The organism is Sorangiineae bacterium MSr12523 (assembly GCA_037157775.1).
GTDB lineage: Bacteria > Myxococcota_A > Polyangia > Polyangiales > Polyangiaceae > Pendulispora > Pendulispora brunnea.
In genome coordinates, this window is sequence record CP089982.1 from 3,112,148 (window position 1) to 3,135,575 (window position 23,428).

The following is a 23,428-nucleotide window of genomic DNA, read 5'->3' on the forward strand; positions in this document are numbered from 1 at the left end:
GCTAGAGTCCACTGCCGTGCGAACCATCGATGCCCATTGGTTGGGAAGAATCCGTTATGCCGAGGCGCACGCGCTGCAGCAAGAGCTCGTGCAGCAGCGCATCGCCGGCAAAATCGGCGACACCTTGCTTTTGCTCGAGCACCCGCCCGTCATCACCTTGGGCCGCGGCGCCAAGGTGAACAACGTGCTTCTCGATGCGGCGGCCCGCGCGAACCTCGGCATCGATTTTCACGAGACGGGCCGCGGTGGCGATGTGACCTACCACGGCCCGGGGCAGCTCGTGGCCTACCCGATTTTCGACTTGAAGCCGGATCGGTGCGACGTCCGCCGTTACGTGCGCGATCTCGGGCAGATCATGATCCGTCTGGCCGCCGATTTCGGGGTTTCGGCGCACATGCTCGACGGCAAGTTCCTCGGCGTATGGGTCGATATGGAGCATCCCGAGACGTGGGATGGCGATCCGCAGGCCCATGGCTCCTCGCTCGGGAAGATCGGGGCCATCGGCGTGCGCCTCTCGCGTTGGGTCACGATGCACGGCTTCGCGTTCAACGCGACGACCGATCTGCGCGCATTTCAGCTCATCGTGCCCTGCGGCATCACCGAATACGGCGTGGCGTCTCTCAAAGCGATCGATCGCGATGCGCCGCCCGTGTCCGAGTTGGCCAAGATGGCGCTACCGCACTTCGCCAGCGTGTTCGATGCGATGGTGACGCTCAACGAGAGCGCGGAGACGGCGCCTTGGTGGCCACGAGCAGAACGTTCGCAAATGGAGTCCCCTGCCAGCACGGCGTGACCTCCGTGTGAAAGCCATGTGCCTCGAGCACCCGCATCGCAGCGGCGATGGGGCGAATGCAGAGCCTCGCGCCCCGGTTGATACGCAGACCCGTCGTGATGCTCTCCTGAAGCCGCGTCACCTGACTGCGCCACCCGCGATCCGGATCCAGATCGCGGATGACGATGCGTGACCGTGCAAGGCCGGCCACACGGGCCAAAATTGCATCTTGCTCGTCCTCGGTGAAGTAGTGCAGCACGTCGATGAGCAGCGCCGTGTCGCACGGCTCCCGCGGCGCCTCGCGCAGATCGCCCACCGCGAACGTCGCGGAAAGGCCTTCGCTCGCCTTGGTTGCCTCTGCAATTTTCGCAGAGTCCCAATCGACGCCCGCCACGCTCGACGCCGCCTTCGACTCGAGCAGCGCAATGCCCAGCTGCCCGCGCCCGCACCCCACGTCGGCGACGTCACCGAAGCCGCCCGCATTCGCCTGATCGAGGACCGCACGCACCACCGGATCGTGCGTCATCTTCGACGTGACGTAACCGCGCGTGAACCTCCGCCCCCGCGCATAGCGCTCGGCCACGCGATCCACCACCTCGTCGAACGCGCTACGTTGCCGCCTCGCCGACGCGATCGCGTACGTCAAAGCTCCACCGAGCGCCGCCATCGCCGGGGCAAAGAACAGCGTTCCCACGGCAATCTCCTTCAGGAACCGCTTCGTCCCGTGCGCGAGCATCGCCTCGCGCGATGTCAGCGGCAAAAAGGCCCCATCGAGCACGCGCGCGCCGATCTCGATTTCGGCAAAGGTGAGAAACGGTGCGATGAACGGCAGCGAAATGTTCGCCGCCAAGTACGCGACGGGTACGTCGAGCCGGAGCGGCATGCACACGCCCACCACGAGAAAGAAGTGCGCCCCGTAGAGCGGCGTCACGCCGATGGCCAGCCCCACGGCCACACTGGCGGCCGCGCGCGCGGGTGTCAGCTCGCCACCGCGGAGACGCTTCCATGCCGCGCGGAAGGTCTCCTTCCACGACGCCGTTCGAACTTCCGCCGTGTTCACTCGGGCCTTGCGGCCCTCGTAGGCCTCATCAGCCATCGAGTTCTATTCTGCGCTCGGTTCAACGCCGCATCAACCGCGCGTGGGCGCTTTCGCAACGGGAATCGCTCGCAACGACTCCTTCGAGCGCGTCTGCTGCAGCATGCGCAGGTACATCTTCGCCTGCACGTTGTCCGGTTCGAGGGCCAGCGCACGCTGCCACGCGTCCTCGGCATCGTTCGGCAGACCGAGGGCCAGCAACGTCACGCCGAGATGCACGCGCGCGGGCACGTACTCGGGCCGCGCGGCCACCGCCGCCTCGTACTGCACGCGCGCCGCCTCCAGATCGTTCTCGTGGCGCAACATGTTCCCGAGGCGCGTGCGCAAATCCGCGAAGGTGGGGCACAAGGTCACACCTTTTTCGAGCTCGCCGATCGCCTCGCGGGCGAGGCCCAAATCGGCGTACGCCTGCGCGAGGTCGGCGTGCATGTTGGCCAACTTGCCGCGCGCGAACGGATCCAAGGTCTGCACCGCGCCCATCGGGCTGCCCTTGATGCGCGTGTACACCTCGCGTGCAGCATCGTACTTGCCGCGATCGTTGTACGTCACGGCGAGGTTCAACGCGGCCTCCGTGTACCCCGGGTTGATCGAGAGCGCTCGCTCGAAGTGCCGCTCGGCCTGCACGTAGTTACCGCGCGAATGGCAAATCACGCCCAGCATGTCGTGCACATCGGCAAAGCGATCCTCCGAGGCCGTGAGCACTTCGCGCAGAAGCTCTTCAGCCTTTTCGAATTCACGTTTTGCGTAGTGTTCACGGCCGAGGAGCAGGACCTGCTTGAGGCGTTCATCCATGGCAGCCACCTAATCTTACACCCCTTTCAGAGCGACGCTGACGAAGTTCCTGACGAATTCCAAGCTTGCGGATCATCGCGACCGAGGCTAAGGCGCGAATGAGTGGAGGACGTTCAGAAGCCCGAGGAGGATGGAGCCAATGTGCCCGTTGCTCCTGATGCGCCGAAGACGGATGGCGCGGGCGTGAGCCATGGCGATGCGCACGAGCCCGATGCTGCAAACGGCTCGAGCGAGGCGAACACGAACGGGCTCACCGCCAATGAGCCGGAAGAGCCGTTGGGCGAGAACGGCCACGCCTCCGAGGAAAATCACGAGAACAACGAAGTCAGCGAGGAAGAAGCCGAGCCGTCACCCGAGCCGCGGCTCGAGCGTGTTCAAGCACCGCGACGGTTCCGCTTCGACAAGCCCATGCTTGTGGCGATCGCCGGCCTCGTCCTCATCGCCGCGTACTTCATCTTCATTGCACCGTTCCGTTCGAAAGCACCCGTTCCAAGCGCCAGCCTCGCGACAGGTTCCGCATCGCCCTCGGCCTCGGCGAGTGCCGCGCCCGAGCCAACGGTGAGCTCACCCACGTCGCAGCGGCCGAGCACACCGCACGAACCGCAATGGCGCATCGCACGGCTCGCGCAGGACAAATCGATCGAGATCGTCGAAACCGCGGTCGGCAAGCGCCCGTTGGTCACGGCGCTCGCCGCTGCGGGCGTGAATCGCAACGAGGCGCAGCGCATCTTCAACTCGTTCCGCAGCGTGCGAAACTTCAACCGCGCGCAGCCGAAGCACACGTTCATCGTCGCCCGCAAAAAGGGCAAGGGCCACGTCGTGGCCTTCGAGTACATCGAGTCGCCTTCGCAAATCTGGCAAGCCCGCGAGAGCGAGTTGGGCGTGCTCGAAGGCAAGAAGCTCGAGCTCGCGATCGAAGAGAAACACGTTACGGCGGGCTTCCCCGTCGAGGGCGATCTGCGTGAGTCCGTGAAGAAGGCGGGCTTCGATCCCATCTTGCTCGAGTCCCTCGACGATGCTCTCGACGGCCACGCGGAGCTCGCGGAGGTGCGCCCCGGCGCGCGTTTGCGGGTCATCGCCACCGAGGAGCGCATCGACGGCACCTTCACCCGGTACACGGACATCAACGCCGTCGAGTACTTCCCGGCGCCATCCGGCAAGGCCGGGGCGGAACCCGCGGCGCCCGTCCGCGTTTACCATTACGTGAGCGATCGCCGCGCGCGTGGCTACTACGACGCCGCCGGCAAGCGTCCTTACCGCGGTGGGTGGCGTGCTCCGTTGCCCGGCTCGCGCATCTCCTCCCGCTTCAACCCGAAGCGAAAGCACCCGACCCTGCACATCGTCATTCCGCACAACGGCGTCGACTTCGCCGCCCCCTCGGGCACGCCGGTCTACGCGAGCGCCGATGGCGTCGTGAAGCACGCCGGCGACGGCGGCCCGTGCGGCAACATGGTGCAAATCGAGCACAAGAACGGCCTCGTTTCCGCGTACTGCCACCTTTCGCGCTTCGCGGCAGGCCTTCACGCGGGCGAGAACGTGGAGGCCCGGCAGCTCGTCGGTTACGTCGGCCAGACGGGCCGCGCGACGGGGCCGCACCTTCACTTCGCGGTCAAACGCCGCGGTGCCTTCATCGATCCCTTGTCGCTCAAGCTCGACGGCGTGCGCGTCCTCCCGAGCTTCGCGCGCGCCGAGTTCGACGAAGAGCGCAAGCGCCTCGACACCGAGCTGGACGGAATCGCGCTGCCCGCCGGGGCCGAGCCGCCCGCGGCCGCCGTCGACGCCGGTACGGCTCCTCCGAAGCCGCAAGAAGAGGAAGAGATCCTCGACGACATGGAAGCCCACTAGTCCCGAGAGCCCTCGGGAGGGGATCGGGAGCGGGGCCAAGTGAGCTGGCGCATCCCGCGCTTTGCTTTACCCTTAAAGAAATGTCCGGCACCGATCTCCGCTCCACCGGCCAGACCTGTCGCGAGAAGGCGCGGTCACTGATCCACAAGTACGCTCTGTTCGGCACGGCCTGGGCGGTGCTTCCCATTCCCATCGCGACCAGTGCCGGCCTCTGCGCACTCGAGGCGCACATGATCTATTGGGTGGGCCGAGTCTACGGCGAGGAGCTTTCCCGCCCGGACATCCTCATGCTGGGCGCGGGCCTGGAGCTCGCGAGCGTGGGCCTCAAGGCGGTGGCCAACGAGGGGGCGAATTTCATCCCCGTCGTCGGGTGGGGCGTCAAGGGCGCCATTGCGGGGAGCACGATCGAGGGCCTCGGGGAGCTCGTGATCCGGCACTTCGAACAAAAATACCCCGGTAAGCTCTATCACGGCTGACCCACATATTCCCCTTCTGGCGCGAAGGCTGATAGCCTCCGCGCTTCATGGCGAAGCTCACGCAAGCGGCGAAGGTCGGAGCGTTCGTCGTCTTGGCCGGTGCCGCTTCTTTTCTCGTCTACCGCACCGTCAGCAAGGACGTCGCGGGCGGCGGTAACTACATCATTTACGCAAAACTCAAGGACGCGACCGGTCTCGCGAACCACTCGCGCGTGGCCATCGCCGGCATTCCCGTCGGCACCATCCATCGCATCAAGCTCGAAGATGGCATGGCCCGCATCGACGTGCGCGTGAACGGCGACGTGGCGCTTTACGACAACGCGACCATCGGCAAGAAGAATGCGTCGCTCCTCGGCGAAAGCGTCATCGTGCTCACCCCCGGCACCGAAGACCACCGCCGCTTGAAGGACGGCGACCAGATCAACGTCATCGTCGAGCAAGCCTCGACGGACCAGATCATGAACGACGTCGCGGACATCGCCAAGCAGGTGAAGGAGGTGGCCAAGCAACTCGCCAACTCCGTCGGCACCGAGCAGGGCGGCGAGAACATCCGCCTCATTTTGCAGAACCTCGCCGATGCCACCGACGCGCTCAATCAGACGGTGCGCGAGAATCGCACGGTTATCCGCGAGACGTTGCAGCACGTCGGAGCCATCGCCGCCAACGGCGAGCCGCAGATTGCGAAAATCCTCGAGAACGTGCGGGTCATCACGGAGGACGTGAAGACGATCACCGCGCAGACGGGGCAGGGGAGCACCGGCGCCGAGATCCGCGAGACCATCACGCACCTCAATGAGTCGAGCAAGCGCCTCGAAAGCGCCCTCGGGCACATCGACAGCGTCGCTGGCCGCGCCGATCGCGGCGAGGGCACCATCGGGCGCCTCTCGAAGGACGAGACCCTCATCAACGAGGTGCAGGGCGTGGCCGAGGGCGTGAACGACTACGTGGGCGGCCTCACGCGCCTGCAGGCGGTGGTCGGTTTGCGTGCGGACTACAACTTTCTCGCGAACACCGTCAAAAACTACGTCGAGCTGCGTCTGCAGCCGCGCGAGGACAAGTACTACGTCATCGAGCTGATCAACGATCCGCGCGGCAAGACGACCATCACCCAGACCGACGTCGACACGACCAACCCGCGGGATCCGGCGCACTACCGCACCATCACCACGACCACGACGGACGCCTTCCGCTTCTCGCTCCAATTCGCGCGACGCCTCGGTCCCTTCACGGGCCGTTTCGGCATCAAGGAATCCACCGGCGGCATCGGCCTCGATCTGCACCTGCTGCAAGATCGCTTCGAGTTCAAGCAAGACCTCTTCGGCTTCGGCGAAGAGATCCAACCGCGCTACCGCATCTACGTCGGCTACGAGTTCATTCACCGCCTATGGCTGCTCGGCGGTGTCGATCACGTCTTCCTACCCAACCGCCGTGACTACTTCATCGGTCTGCAACTGCGCTTCACCGATGACGACCTCAAGACCATTCTCCCCTTCGCCGGCAGCGCCACCCCGAGTCGGTGACGCGCCCGCAGAAGAAGGAAATCGCCAGGATCGCCAGAAGATCCGCCAGGATCGCCAGATGAACCAACAATAAACCCTCATTTTGGGTTTATTGCCGATTCAGCTGGCGATCCTGGCGGCATTGGCGTCTTGGCGATTTCCTTCTTCTGCGGTTCTTTCTCGAGTCACTTCTTCCAGGTCACGAATTCCGCGGCCAGCAGGACTTCCACCGCGCGCAGCACGTCCCCGGAGCCCAGCGTTCCGCCGCATGTTTTCGTCAGGAGATCGCGCACGCTGATGCCCTCGGGGCGGTTCGCGCACAGATTCAGCACCCCGCCGACGAGCGGCGGCCATTTGATGGCTTTCACGAGGCCGCGGCGGCTTGGTTCGCAGCGCACCAGCGTATCGTCGAAGCGGCCCTGGTAGCGCTCGAGCGGGCTGTCGTCGGGCCACGAGGCCTCGAGGCCGGCGATCATCAGATCGGCTAGCTCCACGTCGAGCGGGAACTCCACGTGCGGCGGCGTTTGCCCGCGGTAGAAGGACACGGTGCCCTTTTGCCAGCGGAAAATGTCGGCCACGCGATCGCGGCCTTGCTCGCGGATCGCGCGGAAGATGTCCACCGGGCCGACCAAGCCGAGGGCAATCAAGGTGTCGCCCATCCGCCCGCCGTAGCGCGGAAGAACGTCGAGCGCGATGTCCAGCTGGTCGCGCCGCAAGGTGCCGCGGCGAACGAGGTACTCGCCGAAAAGCTCGCTCGCGTTCGTCGATGACACGTGCAGAAGCTTCCCGTTCTTGAAATAGAGCTCCTTGCGCCCGCTCGTCGTCTTGCCGTCGTCCCCCTTTCCCGTCTCAATGCTGCCCTCGGCGAAAAGCACCCCGGTGTCCTGCACCTCCAGGATGCGCAGCAGCACGTCCACCATCGTGGTCGTGTGCAGATCATCGTGAAAATCCGGGGCGCCCGGCCCTTTGACCTGGCTCGTCGTGGTCGTCGTCTTCGCGGGAAGGAAGCGCACCAGCTCTTCCACCTCGTCGACGCGCGCAAGCTCGCGCCCCATGAACGCCACGCGATCGCGCGCGCCCACATCGCCGGTGGCGATGGCTTCGACCAGCCGCGCGAACGACCACGGCCCCCGTCGCGTGCCATCGGCGGCCACGACCAGCGATGGAAGCGGCGCGTATTGCGCCGTCGTCTGCTCACTGGGGTTCCCGTCCTCGTCGGCCCGGCGCTGGCCGTTCTGCACCATCGTCTGGCTCGTTCGCTCCGACGCCTGTTCCTGGACGTGCTCCGGCACCTGCGACGAGCGCGAGACCGGGGCCTCTTCCTCGAAGGGATCCCGCAGCGGCGACCGAAGCGGTGGCGGCGTGCGCTTGCGCACCCCGCCGGCGGAAGGCGGCAGGGGCGGGGGAACGCCCTTTGGCCGATTCGAAACCGGCCCGCGCCCTCCATCGGACGGAACGCCCATTTGCGCGCGCGTCACGTACACCCCGAGCTCCGTCGCCGTCGCCTCCGGCGTCGGATCGAGCGAGGCGATGGCCCGCGCAAAGGCCGCTGCCGACTGAAAACGCGCCTTGGGATCGCGGCTGAGCGCGCAAAGCAGCGCGTCGAACAGCAGCGGCGGCATCAGGTCCCGCGCCTCGCGCAGCGGATCGATCCGGCAATCGCGGATGGCCAGCAAAATGGCGAGTTGCCCGCCGCCTGGAAACAGCGGCTTGCCGATGGCCATCTCCGTCAGCACTGTCGCGACGCTGAAAAGATCGGCGCGGTAATCGAAGGGCTCACCGGCCACCTGCTCGGGCGCCAGATACGCGATTTTCCCCTTCAACATCGCGCTCGCGGCGTTGCGCATGGTCGCCCGCTGCGTCGAACGCGCGATGCCGAAGTCCCCGAGCTTCACCCGGCCGTCCTTCGACAGGTACAAATTCGACGGCGTCACGTCCCGATGGATGATGCCCAGCGGCGTGCCCGCCTCGTCCTTTGCAGTATGCACGCTTTCCAGCGCCGCGAGCACCTTGCTCACGACGTGCACGGCCACGTGCGTGGGCAACAGCTTGCCTTCGCTGCGAAAGCGGCGCAGAAGCCGGTACGTATCGACGCCGTCCACGTACTCCATGGCCAAGTACGGTTCGCCGGTGTCGCTCAGGCCGGAGCCGAACACCTTCACCACGTTCTCGTGGTTCACCGCCGTGTGGAGCGCGGCCTCGCGCTCGAACATGGTGCGACCCTCGGGATCGATGAGAAAGTGAGGCAGTAAGCGCTTAATGATGAGCAGGGGCGCCGGGCTGGCAGCCTCGACACCTTCCGGCAGGGGCCGTGCGAGGTACACTTCCGCCGTTCCACCTACGGCAATGCGGGCTTCGAGGAGGTAGCGTCCGAACTTGATCGGGCCTCCTCGAATGGGCTGGGGCACCCCTCGTTTGGGCACACTCTCGCCTTGCACGATGGATAGACTACCTTTCGCCCTCACGTTCACAAATGAAACACGATCCCATCAAGCCGACTTCCCATCCTTTGTCTTTGGTTTGGGCCCGCTCCGCACTCGTACGAGGGCTCCTGCCCGCGATGGCGATTTGCATCGGTGGCGTGGCTGCGTGTCAAGGTTGCCGAACGACCTCGGCGACCGGAAGCGCCGTAGCCCCGGAGCCCGCGTCGCCGACACTCCGTATCTATATCGTGTCGGATCTCGCCGGCGCACTCGAACCGTGCGGCTGCGTGAAAGATCAGCTCGGGGGCATGGATCATTTCGCAGCATGGATCGCGTCGGAGCGCTCGAAAGCCCCGAACAGTGTGCTGGTTTCCGCAGGGCCGCTCTTTTTTCTCGACCCTGTCCTGAAGGATGACAAGCGCACACAAGATGTGGCCAAAGCCACCACCATCGCATCCTCGCTGGCGGGTTTGGGCCTCGCCGGATTCGCCCCCGGCAAGAACGACTTCGTCGCCGGTCCATCGGAGCTCGAACGCTTTCGCAATGAGACCAAGGGTGCAATCCTCATGGCCAACGTCGGTGGCGAGGGGGTGAAACCCGCGTGGCGGGGGCCGGTCGTACGTGAGATCAACGGCGTGAAGCTCGGGCTCCTTGGCGTCTCGATGCCGGATCGCGCCGAGGGCGGCTCGCCGGCAGGTATCACCGTGTCTGCGCCTATCGACCATGTCCGAGCCGACGTGACCTCGCTCCGCGCACAGGGCGCGCAGGTGATCGTCGCACTCGCCGCCGTCGGTCGCGGCGAAGCGAAGCGCATTGCCGACTCCGTTCCCGAGCTCACCGCCATCGTCGTGGGCTCGCCCGGAGGCTCCGGCGATGTCAATGTGGAGACACCGCCCGCGGAGCGTATCGGCAATGTCCTCATCGCCGAAACGGGCAACCATCTCACCACCGCCGCCGCGTTGGACCTTTACGTGCGCGACGGCTCCTTCTCCTTCGCCGACGGCACCGGCCTCGATCTCGCGCGCAAGCGCACCGAGATCATGCGCCGCATCGACGAGCTACGCGGCAAGATTGCGCAGTGGGAGGGCGACAAGAAGGTCGCGCGCGCGGACATCGAAGCACGCCGCGGCGATCTCGCGGTGCTCGAGAAAGAGCGCGCCGAATTGGAAAAGGCGCCCACGCCGGCCAAAGGCAGCTTCTTCCGCTACCGCGTGCAGGAGGTCCGCGATTCGCTCGGCAAGGACGTCGCCGTCACCGAGAAGATGCTTGCATATTACAAGCAGGTCAACGAGGAGAACAAAAAGGCATTTGCCAACAAAGCCCCGCGGCCCGCGCCCAAAGGCGAGCCTTCCTACGTGGGCATCGAAACCTGCACCTCGTGCCACGACGATGCGCGCAAAGTCTGGGACAAGACCGCCCACGCCCATGCCTACGCAACGCTCGCCAACCAGTTCAAGGAGTACAACCTCGACTGCGTGAGCTGCCACGTCACGGGTTACGATCTACCCGGCGGAAGCACGGTGACGCACGTCAAAGACTTGAAAGACGTGCAATGCGAAGTTTGCCACGGCGCGGGCTCGAAACACGTGGCATCGCCTGCGAAGGTCAAAATGCCGATCGAGAGGCCCAGCGCGGAAAGCTGCCTCGCATGCCATCATCCGCCGCACGTCCACGAGTTCGACGCTGCGCGAAAGATGGAAGACATCCTCGGTCCGGGCCACGGCCGGTAACGAGAACGTCGAACTTCGAACTTCGAACTTTCGAGATGGTGGCGGGATGAAGCGCGTCAGGTCGCGGCGTGACCGAGCTTCTTCGTTCCCTCTTGGAAGAGGATCTCGATGCGCGTCCCTTCGACGAAGGTCACCAGGCCTTTGCCGAATTTGGGGTGCGTGACGAGCTGGCCCTTGTCGAATCGCGTGGTGAGAGCGTAAGGGCTGAACGCCTCATCGGGTTTGCTGGCGACTTCGATTTCCCAATTCTTCTCGGCCTCTTTCGGCTTCGCGAAGAAATCGTCGCCTTCTTGTGCGTCTTGGCTTTTGCCGCTGGAACGCGGTTTGGATCGCTTCATGGACATGGGACCCTGTCCAATGGCTCAGGCACGGGCAATTTTCAAGTGCCGAGGCACTTTTTCCAGAACTGCCACCCTGGAAAGCGGCCATGTGATGAAAAGCGGGGATCCCTACGCAAACAGAACCGGAACGACCTCTCCGGCTTTGCCCAGTCGGCATTCGTCGAAATGCCCGGCATTGTCGGGTCGCTCGGGCCCGACATAAATGGTCCGAGCGCGACCGTGGGAGCGCACCTCCTGCACGAACCCCGCAGCCGGGTAAACCGCGCCTGAGCTGCCAATGGTGATGAACCAATCGCAGCGTGCGAGCTCCCGCGTGATGCGATCGAGCTCGAACGGCATTTCACCGAACCAGCAAATGTGCGGGCGCAGGCGTTGGCCGCACATGACGCAGTTCGGGATGGTTTCGTGCGTGAGGTAGACGCCGTGGTCTTCGTGCGGCGGGGTGTGGCACTTCGCATTCTCGCAACGCGATTTGAAAAGCTCACCGTGCATGTGGCAAACGCGCCGTGAGCCCGCGCGCTCGTGGAGCGGGTCGACGTTTTGCGTGCAGAGGAACAGCCGGTTTTCCAGCTTGGCCTCGAGCTCGGCCAGCGCGTAGTGCGCGGGGTTGGGCGCGACCTCCTCGGCTTGCGCGCGGCGCTGCGAGTAGAAGTTCCACACCATGCTCGCGTCGTTGTGCCAGCCTGCGGGGGAGGCCACGTCCTCGATGCGGTAACGTTGCCACAGTCCGTTCTGATCGCGGAACGTGTGGATCCCGCTTTCGGCGCTGATGCCCGCGCCCGTGAGCACGAAGACGCGTTCGTGCGGTCCAATGGTGAGGGGCGGGAGCTTGTCGTACGTGACAACGACCATCGTCCCTGAGAGTAGCGGCGGTGACTAGACGCGGCTAGAGCCACGGTGCAATGTAAGGCGCGCGAAGACGCGCTGACGTAAGGTGAACGGCTACGTGATGCGCGCGGCCGCCGCATGGCGCCATTTCCCACGGCCATAGACGACCGCATACACCAGGGCGCTGACGACGTTGGTGGCGCCGACGCAGCGGAACAATGTGTCGAGCGATGCGTCGAACACGGCCACTGCAACGATGGACAGGGGCGCCTGCAGCCCGAGGATGACGGCCACATCGATCCACATCGAGGTGCGCGTGGCTCCGGCCCCGGCCATGGCATTGCCGAGGACGATGCCCACGCCCAATCCGATGTACGTCGGGGCGATGATGGCCAAGTAGCGCAGGGCGACGCCGACGGGGCCGGCGTCGTCGTCGAAGATGCGCAAGATGGCCTCGCCATGGAGCAATAGCAGCGCCATCAAGCCGATGTTCGTGAGGCCGTCGTAGACGGCGGTGGTCCAGCCGCTCAAGCTCGCCCGTGCATCCTGGCCCGCGCCCATGTTCTGGCCGACGAAGGTCTGCGCCGCGCTGCCCCAGCCCATCGCGACGAAGAGCGCCATCGTGTCCACGCGAAAGACCAGCCCGAGGCCGGTGGTCGCGACCTGGTCGGTCTCGCTGGTGAAGAAGCGGGCCACCAGCGAATTGACCATGAGCATCGCCGTGATGCGAATGACCATCTGGGCACTCGACGGCCACGCGACGCCGACGATGCGCGAAATCTCGTCGCGGCGCGGCCCGCGCTGGCCACGCGGCGGGATGACGATTTGGAAGCGCCGCGCCAGGATGATCATGTTGGGCACGAGCACCACGCCGCGCGCGATGATGGTGGCCCACGCCGCGCCGAGCATGCCCATGCGCGGAATGTGGAAGAAGGCTGCGATGGGCCCCGCCCACGCGAACGCCGCCGGCGCCGGGCCGGGGCCGAACATGAGCACGATGGCGAGAACCACATTGAGCACGTTGCCCGCGAGCAAGAGCGAAACGGGCGTCTTCGCCGAGCCGAGCGCACGCTGGATGCTGGCCAGTTGCAGCAAGAGGAAGATGGTGATGCTCCCGCCCACGACGACGCGCAGGTAACGCGTTGCGAAGAGGGCGACGCCGCCCTTGGCGCCGATGATGTCGCGCACGATGGTGCCCGCGAAGCCGATCCCGAGCACGCCGAAGAGGACTCCGAGTGCGGTGACGATGAGGATCGATTGCCACGCGGCGGTGGCGACGCCCTCCTTGTCCTGGGCGCCCGCGCGGTTGGCGACGATGGCGCTCGAGGCGGTGGAGACGCCGTAGCTGAAGATGGTACCCAGCGCTGCCACCTGGTCGCAGATGCCCAGGGCACCGATGGCTGGGCCGACCTCCTCGCGAGGAAGCTGCCCAACCATGTAGGCGTCGACCAGGTTGAAGGTGGTCTGCAGGGCCATACCCACCGCAAGCGGTACGCCGAAGCGTGCGACCTCCCGCGCGAGGGGGCCCTCGAGAATTCGGCGGGTGGCAAGCATGCGGAAGCGGGCACGAGCCTAGTGGCACGTGCGTTGCGCTACAAGCTGCACCACAAGTTGCCGGCCCGGCAAAAAAAGCGCTAAGAGAAAGGGGTGAAGTCGAAGCCGGAAGTCAAGTCCGAGCCTACGCTGGTCAGGCCGTCCCGCCGCGAATTGCTGGTGCGGGGCGGGGCTGCGCTCGGCGTGCTCGCAGGATCGGCGGCCCTCGGCCGTGCGGTCTGGGACAAGGGGGGCTTCGGTGTTGGTTCGGCGGAGGGGGCGCGTCAGGTGCGCGACTTCCGCGTGGCATCCGCGCGCAAGGAGACGCAGTTCGCGGAGCTGGCCATCGCGCGCTCACCGCTGGCGAAAACGGCGGGGGAGCCACCGCTGGCGCCGATGCAGCTCGTGCGAAACGCCCTCGAGGCGCTGGGCGGGATGGGACGCTTCGTGAGCCGTGGCGACATCGTCGTGGTCAAGCCGAACATCGGTTGGGATCGGATGCCGGTGCACGCCGCCAACACGAACCCCGACGTGGTCGCCGCCGTCGTTCAAATCGCGTACGAGGCTGGTGCCAAGCGCGTGGTGGTGGCCGACGGCTCGTGCAACGACCCGAATCGGTGCTTTCAGCGCTCGGGCATCTGGCGCAAGGCGTATGCGGTGGGCGGAGAGATCGTGCTTCCCGCCGAGCACCGCTTCCGCACGATGCGCCTCAAGGGCGACGTGCTCGACGAATGGCCCATCTTTACGACCTTGGTCGACGCGGACAAAGTCATCAACGTGCCAGTGGCCAAGCACCACAACCTGGCCAAATTCACCGCCGCGATGAAGAACTGGTACGGCGTGCTCGGAGGCCGCCGCAACCGGCTCCACCAGAACATCGACACCTCGATCGCCGACTTGGCGACGTTCATGCGGCCGTCGCTCACGGTGGTCGACGCGATCCGCGTGCTCGTGCGCAATGGCCCGCAGGGCGGCAACATCGACGACACGCGCGAGATGCACACCATCGTCGCTTCCGTCGATCAGGTGGCCGCCGATGCCTTCGCGTGCACCCTCATCGGGCAGCACCGCGACAACTTGCCCTACTTGAAAATGGGCCACGAGCGCGGCATCGGCACGATGTACTGGGAAAACCTCCGCGTAAAGGAGGTGTGACGTCATGGCAGGCCCCATGGAGCATGTAGGAACGGCCCCCAAAGCGGGGCCTAGGGACGGCGTCTCCCTCGACGTTGCGGCAGCATCGGCCACGAAGCTCGCGCACGTGCATCACGATATGCACGACTTCCCCGAGCCCATCCCCTGGAAGACCGGTCAAGCCGGCACCGTCGCCCCCTTGGATCGCGACACCTCGTGGATCGTATCGGCGCCCAAGAAGGCGAGCGCACCGGTCGCCTCCGCCGCCGCCGTTGCAACACCGACCATCACCGCCCCGGCCAAGCCGAAGCCCAAGAAAAAGAAGCTCCCCGGCTCGGGTATCCCGGCCCGTCTGAGCATCCGCTCCCTCGTTTGGGTGCGCCGCGCGTCGCAAGTCTTCTTCTTCGCGCTGTTCATGTATTTCCTCTTCCAGACGGCCTTCCGCGGCACCTTCGCCGCCCAGGCGGACACCCCCGTTCGTCTTCCGCTCCCCGTCGAAGGCTTCCTCCTCGCCGATCCCTTCGTGACGGCGATGACCGTCCTCTCCACGCACACCGTCTACCGCGGCTTGCTCTGGAGCATCGGCCTCCTCGCGCTCACCCTCGTCTTCGGACGCGTGTTCTGCGGATGGATCTGCCCCTTCGGCACGCTCCATCATTTCTTCGGCTGGCTGCTGCCATCGCGTCGCGGGCGCGGTGCCGTGCGCGTCGAAGCCAACAAGACGCACACCTACCAGCGCGCCAAATACTACCTGCTCTACGCGTTTCTCGTGGCGGGCCTGTTTGGCAGCGCCATCGGCGGCTTGTTCGATCCCATTTGCATCGCGGTTCGCTCGATCGGGCTCGGCGTCATTCCCGCCGCGCAATACATCGGCGGTCGCGCATTGGGCGGGGCCTCCATGGTGCCCTCGCGAGGGGTGCAGGGCGTCGCGGACCACACGCAGGACTTCCTCGCGAGCGCCGTCTGGCAGTCGCACCAGTTTTACTTCCACCAGACGTGGCTCATCGTCTTCCTCCTCATCGCGGTCCTCTTTGCCAATCGCTTCATCCCGCGATTCTGGTGCCGCGTTCTCTGCCCGCTCGGCGCCTTCCTCGGCGTGTTCGCCCGGTTCGCGCTCTTCGGCATGGAGAAAGACCATGCAAAATGCACGGATTGCAATCTCTGCTTGGTGAACTGCCAGGGGGCCGATAGCCCCCAGGGCGGCGTGAAGTGGCGCCAAGACGAGTGCCACATGTGCCTCAATTGCGAAACGGCGTGCCCGGAAGACGTCATCAAGTTCCGCTTCCTGCCGAACCGCAAAGGCACCGTCACCAAGCCCGACACCGAGCGCCGCACCGCACTCGCCGCCGCGGGCGCCGGGGCTCTCTTTTTGCCGGCCTCGCGCATCGCCGATGCCCTTGACGTGAACTACCACTCCAAGGTGATCCGCCCGCCGGGCGCCGTCGAAGAGCGCGGCTTCCTCGAGCGCTGCATCCGCTGCGCCGAGTGCATGAAGGTGTGCCCCAACAACGCGCTGCACCCGGCCTTCCTCGAGTCGGGGCTCGAGGGCGTGTGGACGCCCATCCTCATCGCGCGCATCGGCTACTGCGAGCACTCGTGCGTGCTCTGCGGCCAAGTGTGCCCCACGGGCGCCATCCAGAAGATCACCGAGAAAGAGAAGCTCGGCATCGGCGTTCCGCCGGTGAAGATCGGCACCGCGTTCTACGATCATGGACGCTGCCTGCCCTGGAGCATGCAGACCCCGTGCATCGTGTGCGAAGAGTTCTGCCCCACCTCGCCCAAGGCCATCTGGGTCGAGGAGGTGGAAGCCCCCGTCCGCGACTCCAAGCCGGGCCCCAACGGCGAGCAGCCGGCAATGAAGACCGTGAAGCTTCAGCGCCCCCACGTCGACCCCGCACTCTGCATCGGATGCGGCGCCTGCGAAAAGGTCTGCCCCGTCCAGGATCAACCCGCGGTCTACATCACCAGCGTCGGCGAATCGCGCAGCAAGACCAACGTGATTCTCCTCGAGAACACCAACTACAATCAGAAAAGTTGAGTCAGCGCGGATGAAACTCTGAGTTGGCGCGGGTGAAGCGGATGACAGGTGCACATTCGCGCACCGTGAATTAGAGTTCCACGCGTGAAAAACGACCGATTCCTGCGCGCGTGCCGAGGCGAGCCCACCGATGTGACCCCTGTCTGGTTCATGCGCCAAGCCGGCCGCTACATGCCGGAATACCGGGCGCTACGGGCCAAGCACACCCTGCTGGAGCTCTGCAAGAACGCGGAGCTTGCTTGCGAAGTCACCCTGCAGCCCCTGCGGCTCGGCGTCGATGCGGCGATCCTCTTCGCGGACATCCTCTTGCCGCTGGAGCCGATGGGCGCGCCGTTCGAGTTCGCCAAGGGTGAGGGGCCGGTCATCCACGAGCCTATCGCGCGCGTCGAGCAGATCGAGCAGCTGCGCATCATCGATCCGCAGGAGGGGCTCGGGTACGTGCTCGAATCGATTCGTACGATCCAGCGTGAGCTTGCCGGGCGCGTGCCGCTCATCGGCTTCGCGGGGGCGCCGTTCACGCTGGCGAGCTACCTCGTCGAGGGCGGTGGCACCAAGTCGTACGCCAAGACGAAGAAGATGATGTACGAGGCGCCCGACGCGTGGAACCTGCTGATGCACAAGCTGGCGGAGGTGGTGCGCCGCTACCTGCGTGCGCAGGTCGAGGCGGGCGCCAATGCGGTGCAACTCTTCGATTCGTGGGTTGGACAGCTATCGCCGGACGACTACCGCGAGTACGTGCAGCCGCACGTGCGCCACATTCTCCAAGACGCGATGACCCTCGGTGTGCCGGTCATCCACTTCGGAACGGGCACGCACACGTTGCTCGAATCGATGCGCGATGCGGGGGGCCACGTCATCGGTCTCGACTGGCGCACCCCACTCGCGGAAGGCTGGCGCAAGGTCGGTCACGATCGCGCCGTGCAGGGCAACCTGGATCCCACGGTGCTTTTCGCGCCGCGCGCGGTCGCCGAGATGCACGCTGCGCGCGTGCTCAAGGAGGCAGCGGGGCGGCCGGGGCACATCTTCAACTTGGGCCACGGCATTCTGCCGGAGACGCCCGTTGAAACCGTGCAGGCGGTGATCGAATTCGTGCACGAGCAGAGCCCGCGCTTCCGCACGGGTTCCACGGGAACGGCTGGCACGTGAGCGCTCCGGCGAAAACCGCCGTCGTCCTCTTTTCTCACGGCACAGTGGAAAATTTGGATGATCTGCATGGCTTCGTGACGAACATCCGCCGCGGGCGGCCGCCGCCGAAAGAGGTGGTGGACGAGTTGCGGCATCGTTACCAGGCCATCGGCGGTCGCTCGCCGCTGGGCGACATCACGCGTGAGCTCGCACGGCTCGTCGAAGCGCGCCTCGGCCTTCCCACGCGCATGGCCATGCGCATGTGGCATCCGTACCCGGAGGAGGTGCTCGCGCAGCTCGCCGGCGAAGGCATCGAGCGGGTCATCGTCGTGCCGCTGGCGCAGCATTCGACGCCCGCGTACGCGGAGGCCATGGACCGCGCCGCCGCCAAAGTGGGCAAGCCCCTCGAGGTGCGCTGCGCGAAGAATTGGGGCGCATCGCCCGATCTCACCGCGGCCTTTGCCGAGTCGATCGGGGAGGCTTGGAACGCGCTCGCCGAAGACGTCCGCGCGAAGGCGACCGTGGTGATGACCGCCCACAGCGTTCCCATGTCGGTCATCCAGTCCGGTGATCCGTATGAACGCGAAGTGCGCAAGAGCGCCGAGGCCATCGGTCGCGCGCTGGGTGTGCCCTACGAGGTCGCCTTCCAGAGCCAGGGCATGGGGGGAGGGGAGTGGCTCGGCCCCGATCTGCCGTCGACGTTGGACGCCCTCGCGTCGCGCGGGCAGAAGCACGCGCTCTTCGCGGCCATTGGCTTTTTGAGCGACCACGTCGAGGTTCTCTACGACTTGGACATCGAGGCCGCGGCCCTCGGGCGTGCCCGCGGTCTCACCACGAGCCGCGCGGCCTCTCTGAACGTGGCCCCGCGGTTCGTCGATGCCATCGTCGGCGTGGCGAAGGAGCTTCTCCCATGACGATGCGGCACGTCCTCGTCGTCGGCGCCGGCGTCACGGGTCTCGCCTGCGCGCGTGCGCTCCTGGGCCTGGCCAAGGAGCGCGGCGGCATCCGCGTGACCATCTGCGAGGCCTCGAGCAACGTCGGCGGCAACATCGTCACCGAGAACCGCAGTGGCTTCATCCTCGACGGCGGCCCCGATTCGTGGCTCTCGACGAAGCCCGATGCCGAGCGCCTCGTGCGCGCACTCAAGCTCGGCCCCGAGCTCATCTCCACCGTGGAAACGCACCGCGGCGCCTACGTGGCATGGGGAAAAGAGCTGCACCGCATCCCCGAGGGCCTCGTGCTCGGTGTCCCCACCGCCGTGGGACCGATGGTCACCACGGGCCTCTTCGACTGGGACGCCAAGCTGCGCATGGCCCTCGAGCCTCTCGTCCCGCGGCGCATCTACCACGGCGACGAGGATGAATCGGTCGCCTCCTTCATGTCGCGCCGCCTCGGTGACGATCTCGCCGATCGCCTCGCAGGGCCGCTGCTCGGTGGCATCTTCGCCGGTGACGCCGGGGCCATCTCGGTGCGCGCTGCGTTCCCGCAGTTCGTCGCCGCGGAGCGCGAGCACGGTTCTCTCATCTTGGCGATGCGCGCGCAGCGCCGCGCCCGAATGGAAAGCTCCGAAAACGGCGAGGCCGAAAAGCCGAAGCCCGGCTTCCTCTCGCTGCGCGGGGGGCTGGGCTCGATGATCGCGGCCCTGCAGGACGAGCTTCACGATGCCGACCTTCGCACGAGCTGCCCCGTGCTCGGCATCTCCGAGCTCGAGGACGATCCGCGCGGTCGTTACGCCGTGGAGACCGCACGCGGCGTCGAATTCGCCGATGACGTGGTCCTCGCGAGCCGCGCCCACGCCAGCGCGAACATCGTGCGCGGCCTCGATGCATCGCTGGCGGAGGCCTTCGATCGCGTGCTCGACTACGCCTCCACGGCGACCGTCTTTCTCGCCTTCAAGCGCGCCCAGATCGCCCACGAGCTCGATGCGACGGGCTTCATCGTCCCGCGCTCACTCGGCCGGAAAATCCTCGCCGCCACCTGGGTTTCCAGCAAATGGGACCACCGCGCGCCCGCCGGTCATGTGCTCATGCGCGCGTTCGTCGGCGGCGCCGGTCACGAAGAGCTGCTCGCCAGCGACGACGGCGAACTCGCCGATCTCGCCCTGCGCGAGCTCCGCATCTTCACCCCCATCGAAGGCCGCCCCCTCTTCACGCGCGTCTTCCGCTTCCACCGCGCGAGCCCGCAGCCCTACCTGGGCCACCTCCCGCGCATCCGCGCCCTGACGGAAAAGCTTTCCCGTCACCCCGGCCTCTACGCCGCCGGCAGCGGCCTCGATGGTGTGGGCATCCCCGACTGCATCCGCCAAGCCGAAACGGTCGCGCGGCAGATCCTCGGCTAGAGCCGTTCCCGTTTCAACCTCTCGAGCTCCGCCCGCACCGACGCGAGCTCCTCCTCCGCCCGCCGCGCGCGCGCGGCTTCTTGGTCGGCGCGCTGCGCTTCCTCTTCGGCGCGTTGGTCGGATTCTTCCTTCCTCAGGATCGCCTCATTGAGCAGGTTCTCCGTGCGCGCCGCCAGTTCGGCCGACTCGGGAAGCGGCGCGTTTCCGTAATAGAATCGTACTCGCTCGGCTTCGAGCGCGAGATCCAGCCCGAGCACCTGGGAGCTCCAACGCCCGCCTTGCGGCACGATGGGCTGGTACGTCTTCGCATCCGACGACGGAAGCCGATATCCAACGAGCCGCCCCCGTTTCCGATCGTAGATGAAGTACTCCGCGGTCCCCAGTCGCGCATACCGCGACACGTTGAACTCGTAATCCTTCTTCTCGCTGCCTTCCCAAACGACCTCGATGACGAGATCGAGCCCTTTGCCTTCCGCCGCCACGACCCACTTCGATCGGTCGTGGTGCTCGACATCCAGCACCGCGAGCAAGTCGGGCGAGAATCGAGGCTCATTGGGATAGAAAACCGCAAGCTCCGCGGAGACGTAAACGCGCCGCCCCACCTTGCGAAAGAACCCATCGAGCGCATCCACCGAGCGCTCCTTCGCCTTGCGGTGGGCGTCTCCTTCGGGCGGCATGAGCTCCCAGGGCACCTCCGCTGGAAGCTCCGCGACGACCCTCGTCCGTTCCGCGGGCGTCAGCTGCTCCCAGATTTCCATCGACGGAGCACGCGGATCCGCGGGATCGACCTGATAACGAAGCCGCTGGCTCATGATGGAGTGAAGATAGCACTCCTAAGAGCCAGCCGCCCTGGGCGGGATTTACGGCGCTTTTTCGGCGGAGGCTGCCGCTTCTTCGCGGTAGCCGCGGAGGGCCTTGAGGCGCGAGCGAACGAACCACACGGCGGCGACGACGATGACGGCGGCGATGACCGCGTCGAACTTGTGCATGAAGTGCTTCAGCGGCGAGCTCTCGTCGAGCAGCGACAGCCCGAGACGCTGGCCCACGTAGCCGAGGGCGTAGCACCAGGGGAGCGAGCCGATGAAGGTGTAGATGTGGAACTTCGTCCAATTCATCCGCGCCACGCCCGCGGGGAACGCGATGAAGGTGCGCACCACCGGGAGCAGACGCGCGACGAACACGATGATGTCACCGCGCTTGTCGAACCAGCGATCCGCAATGGCCAGCTCGTGTTTGCTCAGAAGAACGTACTTGCCGAACTTCTCGATGGCGCGGCGGCCGCCCGTAGCGCCGATGCGGTATGCGAGCTCGCTACCGAGGTTGCACCCCAGCGCGCCCGCCACCGCCGCCGCGAACAGATTGAACTCGGGCAGCGCAATGTTGAACTGCCGCGCCAACTCCGCATTGACCGAGGGCTCCGTCATCGCGCCCGCGTACGGCATGATGAGCTCGCTGGGGAGCGGAATGCACGCGCTCTCGATGCCCATCAACAGCGCAATACCAAAGTAGCCGAGCGTCCCCATGACGTAGACGCAGAAGCCGCCAAGAACGAGAAAGATGGCTTTGACCATGAAGATCCTGGCGGTTTAACGTGGCTCGTCTGTTGGGTCAAGCGGAAGCCCAGGCCCGTGCTCACGACATGGGCTTGTCGCGACCCGAATAGGAGCCCTACGTCGTCTCTTTTTTGGACTTGGCCGGCTCGGTCTTACCGTCGCCCTTGCCATCGCCCTTGGCCTCTCCCTTTGCGGAGGGCTCGACCGTAGGCGAGCCGGCGAGGCCCGGATGCGTGGGCTCATCGGCAAAGGAGGCCGGTGTATCGTCCTCGCCGTCGATGTCACCCTCGGATGCCAAGGCCTTGGCCTCGTCCGAAGGCTTCTCGTCGTCGTCTCCGCGCTCCTCGATCTTGATGAGCACCGCGGTGATGTTGTCCTCGCCGCCGTGCTCGTTCGCCTTCTCGATGAGCTTTCGGCACGCCTCGGAGATGTTCGCCGCGTGCGAGACGATGCGCTTGATCTCCTCGTCGACGATCATCCCCGAGAGGCCGTCGGAACAGAGAACGTACACGTCCCCGTCCTTCGGATCGTCGTGCTGCAGATCGACCACCACCTGGTCCTGCATGCCGAGCGCGCGCGTGATGACGTTCTTCGGCAGCTCGCTGCGTTGCTCCTCGGTGAGGTCGGGCATCGCGAGCAGGTAGTCGTTGATGAGCGAGTGATCGCGCGTGAGCAGGCGAATCTGTCCATCGCGAATGCGGTAGCAACGTGAGTCGCCCACGTGACCGATGTACATCCGCCTCTTGCTGGGACTGAACATCGCCCCTACCACGGTGGTGCCCATTCCGTGGTACTCGCGCGAGCGGGTACTTCGCTCGAAGATTTGCCGATTCGCCACGCGGATGCCGGTGAGAAGCCGGTTTTCCTCCTCCGACAGATTCGTGTCGAAGTGGAACGGCCACGTCACGTCCTCGTTCGCGGTCGACTTGAAGAATTCACTGATCGTCTCGGTGGCCAGCCGGGAGGCAACATCGCCTGCGCGATGACCTCCCATGCCGTCGGCGACGACGAACAGATCGTACTCTTTGAGTACAATGAAGGAGTCTTCGTTGTGCTCGCGCTGAAGCCCTACGTCGCTCAGCCCGGCTGCGATGGCCCGCATCAACCGAGTCGCTCCTTTTGAGTAGAGCCCAAGGGTTTCATTCGCCCGGGAGTGTGTCAAGGTGGGCAAGCGACTGGGCCTCCGTAGAGTCCATTTAATTCTGGTTTCTCACGAAGGCGCTCAAATTTCGAGAATATCTTTCTCTTTTGTAGCGACGAGGGCGTCGACCTGCTTGACGCCGTCGGACACGGTCTCCTCGGCCTTCTTTTTTGCTCGTTCGACATCATCAGAGCTTGCGCCCCCCTCGTTTTCGATCTCATTCAGCATGTCGATTGCGTCGTGACGCGCCTTACGAATCGTAACCTTGCATTCTTCGCCGTATTTCCTCGCGATTTTCACGAAGTCCTTGCGGCGCTCTTCCGTTAGGGGCGGAAGGGGAATGCGGATGATGTCGCCGTCCACCTGAGGGTTGAGCCCCAGATCGCTCTCGCGCAGCGCCTTCTCGACGGCTTTGATCTGCGACTTGTCCCACGGCTTGACCGTGATGAGCCGCGCCTCCGGCACGTTGACGTGCGCCATCTGATTCAGCGGCGTCGTCGAGCCGTAGTAATCGATGCGGATGTTGTCGAGCAGGTTCGGGTTGGCGCGCCCGGCCCGGAGCTTGGCTAACTCCCTCCGAAGATTGTCGTGGGCTTTGCCGATGGCACCGAACAGGTCTTTATGTATGTCCTCCAACATCGCAGGTCCTTTTTCTGGCGGGTGAGGCTAGCGCAATGGCCGGGCCAAACCAGGTAGGAACTCGCACCTTAGCGTCATTTTGCCCGGGAGTTCCAGCTGGATTGTTGGCTTTGCCATGGACGAGG

General features: G+C 65.4%; 20 protein-coding genes. 10 read left to right on the top strand and 10 right to left on the bottom strand.

Annotated elements, in window-relative coordinates:
- The first annotated feature begins 16 nt into the window (after positions 1 to 16).
- Complete coding sequence (gene lipB, locus LZC95_12675; GenBank protein WXA97684.1) at positions 17 to 793, top strand: lipoyl(octanoyl) transferase LipB; 777 nt, start codon at positions 17 to 19, stop codon at positions 791 to 793.
- Here lipB and LZC95_12680 read toward each other — a convergent pair.
- Both LZC95_12680 and LZC95_12685 read right to left on the bottom strand, forming a co-directional pair.
- On the bottom strand, positions 714 to 1,868 hold the full coding sequence (locus LZC95_12680) for a DUF2062 domain-containing protein (GenBank protein WXA97685.1): 1,155 nt from the start codon (positions 1,866 to 1,868) through the stop codon (positions 714 to 716). The genes lipB and LZC95_12680 overlap by 80 nt on opposite strands.
- A gap of 33 nt (positions 1,869 to 1,901) precedes the next feature.
- Entirely contained in the window at positions 1,902 to 2,660 is a 759-nt protein-coding gene (locus LZC95_12685; GenBank protein ID WXA97686.1) for a tetratricopeptide repeat protein, read from the bottom strand.
- Between the two features lie 102 nt (positions 2,661 to 2,762).
- On the opposite strand from LZC95_12685, the gene LZC95_12690 reads away from it, so the two are divergent.
- The 3 genes from LZC95_12690 (at position 2,763) to LZC95_12700 (ending at position 6,501) form a co-directional block, all read left to right on the top strand.
- Positions 2,763 to 4,505 (top strand): M23 family metallopeptidase, encoded by a 1,743-nt coding sequence (locus tag LZC95_12690; protein WXA97687.1) that lies wholly within the window; start codon positions 2,763 to 2,765, stop codon positions 4,503 to 4,505.
- 80 nt (positions 4,506 to 4,585) lie between these two features.
- Positions 4,586 to 4,981 carry a hypothetical protein gene (locus tag LZC95_12695; protein WXA97688.1) on the top strand — a complete coding sequence of 132 codons (396 nt, stop codon included), beginning with the start codon at positions 4,586 to 4,588 and terminating at the stop codon, positions 4,979 to 4,981.
- Positions 4,982 to 5,028: 47 nt separating this feature from the next.
- A complete protein-coding gene (locus tag LZC95_12700) occupies positions 5,029 to 6,501 on the top strand; it encodes an MlaD family protein (GenBank protein ID WXA97689.1) in 1,473 nt (490 codons plus the stop codon).
- A 164-nt stretch (positions 6,502 to 6,665) separates the two neighbouring features.
- On the opposite strand, the gene LZC95_12705 is transcribed toward LZC95_12700, so the two are convergent.
- Positions 6,666 to 8,945, bottom strand: a complete 2,280-nt coding sequence (locus LZC95_12705) for a protein kinase (GenBank protein WXA97690.1) — start codon at positions 8,943 to 8,945, stop codon at positions 6,666 to 6,668.
- A gap of 95 nt (positions 8,946 to 9,040) precedes the next feature.
- Between LZC95_12705 and LZC95_12710 the strand changes: the two genes are divergently transcribed.
- On the top strand, positions 9,041 to 10,633 hold the full coding sequence (locus LZC95_12710; protein WXA97691.1) for a hypothetical protein: 1,593 nt from the start codon (positions 9,041 to 9,043) through the stop codon (positions 10,631 to 10,633).
- 56 nt (positions 10,634 to 10,689) lie between these two features.
- Here the strand turns inward: LZC95_12710 and LZC95_12715 are convergent, their stop codons facing one another.
- The 3 genes from LZC95_12715 to LZC95_12725 all read right to left on the bottom strand — a co-directional run bounded on the left by LZC95_12715 (position 10,690) and on the right by LZC95_12725 (position 13,356).
- Positions 10,690 to 10,977, bottom strand: coding sequence for a hypothetical protein (locus tag LZC95_12715; protein ID WXA97692.1), 288 nt, complete (start codon positions 10,975 to 10,977; stop codon positions 10,690 to 10,692).
- Positions 10,978 to 11,082: 105 nt separating this feature from the next.
- Positions 11,083 to 11,826 (bottom strand): NAD-dependent deacylase, encoded by a 744-nt coding sequence (locus LZC95_12720; protein WXA97693.1) that lies wholly within the window; start codon positions 11,824 to 11,826, stop codon positions 11,083 to 11,085.
- A 90-nt stretch (positions 11,827 to 11,916) separates the two neighbouring features.
- Positions 11,917 to 13,356, bottom strand: a complete 1,440-nt coding sequence (locus LZC95_12725) for an MATE family efflux transporter (GenBank protein ID WXA97694.1) — start codon at positions 13,354 to 13,356, stop codon at positions 11,917 to 11,919.
- A 93-nt stretch (positions 13,357 to 13,449) separates the two neighbouring features.
- Between LZC95_12725 and LZC95_12730 the strand changes: the two genes are divergently transcribed.
- The 5 genes from LZC95_12730 to hemG all read left to right on the top strand — a co-directional run bounded on the left by LZC95_12730 (position 13,450) and on the right by hemG (position 19,970).
- Positions 13,450 to 14,490, top strand: coding sequence for a DUF362 domain-containing protein (locus tag LZC95_12730; GenBank protein WXA97695.1), 1,041 nt, complete (start codon positions 13,450 to 13,452; stop codon positions 14,488 to 14,490).
- A 4-nt stretch (positions 14,491 to 14,494) separates the two neighbouring features.
- Positions 14,495 to 16,507: a 4Fe-4S binding protein gene (locus LZC95_12735; protein WXA97696.1), complete on the top strand. Its 2,013-nt coding sequence runs from the start codon at positions 14,495 to 14,497 to the stop codon at positions 16,505 to 16,507.
- A gap of 84 nt (positions 16,508 to 16,591) precedes the next feature.
- A complete protein-coding gene (hemE, locus tag LZC95_12740; protein WXA97697.1) occupies positions 16,592 to 17,653 on the top strand; it encodes a uroporphyrinogen decarboxylase in 1,062 nt (353 codons plus the stop codon).
- Positions 17,650 to 18,546 carry a ferrochelatase gene (hemH, locus tag LZC95_12745; protein WXA97698.1) on the top strand — a complete coding sequence of 299 codons (897 nt, stop codon included), beginning with the start codon at positions 17,650 to 17,652 and terminating at the stop codon, positions 18,544 to 18,546. Before hemE ends, hemH begins: the two co-directional genes overlap by 4 nt.
- Positions 18,543 to 19,970: a protoporphyrinogen oxidase gene (hemG, locus tag LZC95_12750; GenBank protein ID WXA97699.1), complete on the top strand. Its 1,428-nt coding sequence runs from the start codon at positions 18,543 to 18,545 to the stop codon at positions 19,968 to 19,970. Before hemH ends, hemG begins: the two co-directional genes overlap by 4 nt.
- Here hemG and LZC95_12755 read toward each other — a convergent pair.
- The 4 genes from LZC95_12755 to frr all read right to left on the bottom strand — a co-directional run bounded on the left by LZC95_12755 (position 19,967) and on the right by frr (position 23,303).
- Positions 19,967 to 20,782: a Uma2 family endonuclease gene (locus LZC95_12755; protein WXA97700.1), complete on the bottom strand. Its 816-nt coding sequence runs from the start codon at positions 20,780 to 20,782 to the stop codon at positions 19,967 to 19,969. The genes hemG and LZC95_12755 overlap by 4 nt on opposite strands.
- Before the next feature lie 48 nt (positions 20,783 to 20,830).
- Positions 20,831 to 21,541: a DedA family protein gene (locus LZC95_12760; GenBank protein ID WXA97701.1), complete on the bottom strand. Its 711-nt coding sequence runs from the start codon at positions 21,539 to 21,541 to the stop codon at positions 20,831 to 20,833.
- 97 nt (positions 21,542 to 21,638) lie between these two features.
- A complete protein-coding gene (locus tag LZC95_12765) occupies positions 21,639 to 22,625 on the bottom strand; it encodes a Stp1/IreP family PP2C-type Ser/Thr phosphatase (GenBank protein ID WXA97702.1) in 987 nt (328 codons plus the stop codon).
- Between the two features lie 120 nt (positions 22,626 to 22,745).
- Positions 22,746 to 23,303 (bottom strand): ribosome recycling factor, encoded by a 558-nt coding sequence (gene frr / locus LZC95_12770; protein WXA97703.1) that lies wholly within the window; start codon positions 23,301 to 23,303, stop codon positions 22,746 to 22,748.
- Positions 23,304 to 23,428: the final 125 nt, after the last annotated feature.

Coding starts and splice junctions, on each gene's coding strand:
- LZC95_12680 (WXA97685.1), bottom strand. CDS start 1,868: ATGGCTGATGAGGCCTACGAGGGCCGCAAGGCCCGAGTGAACACGGCG.
- LZC95_12685 (WXA97686.1), bottom strand. CDS start 2,660: ATGGATGAACGCCTCAAGCAGGTCCTGCTCCTCGGCCGTGAACACTAC.
- LZC95_12695 (WXA97688.1), top strand. CDS start 4,586: ATGTCCGGCACCGATCTCCGCTCCACCGGCCAGACCTGTCGCGAGAAG.
- LZC95_12700 (WXA97689.1), top strand. CDS start 5,029: ATGGCGAAGCTCACGCAAGCGGCGAAGGTCGGAGCGTTCGTCGTCTTG.
- LZC95_12710 (WXA97691.1), top strand. CDS start 9,041: ATGGCGATTTGCATCGGTGGCGTGGCTGCGTGTCAAGGTTGCCGAACG.
- LZC95_12715 (WXA97692.1), bottom strand. CDS start 10,977: ATGTCCATGAAGCGATCCAAACCGCGTTCCAGCGGCAAAAGCCAAGAC.
- LZC95_12720 (WXA97693.1), bottom strand. CDS start 11,826: ATGGTCGTTGTCACGTACGACAAGCTCCCGCCCCTCACCATTGGACCG.
- LZC95_12725 (WXA97694.1), bottom strand. CDS start 13,356: ATGCTTGCCACCCGCCGAATTCTCGAGGGCCCCCTCGCGCGGGAGGTC.
- LZC95_12735 (WXA97696.1), top strand. CDS start 14,495: ATGGCAGGCCCCATGGAGCATGTAGGAACGGCCCCCAAAGCGGGGCCT.
- hemG (WXA97699.1), top strand. CDS start 18,543: ATGACGATGCGGCACGTCCTCGTCGTCGGCGCCGGCGTCACGGGTCTC.
- LZC95_12755 (WXA97700.1), bottom strand. CDS start 20,782: ATGAGCCAGCGGCTTCGTTATCAGGTCGATCCCGCGGATCCGCGTGCT.
- LZC95_12760 (WXA97701.1), bottom strand. CDS start 21,541: ATGGTCAAAGCCATCTTTCTCGTTCTTGGCGGCTTCTGCGTCTACGTC.
- LZC95_12765 (WXA97702.1), bottom strand. CDS start 22,625: ATGCGGGCCATCGCAGCCGGGCTGAGCGACGTAGGGCTTCAGCGCGAG.
- frr (WXA97703.1), bottom strand. CDS start 23,303: ATGTTGGAGGACATACATAAAGACCTGTTCGGTGCCATCGGCAAAGCC.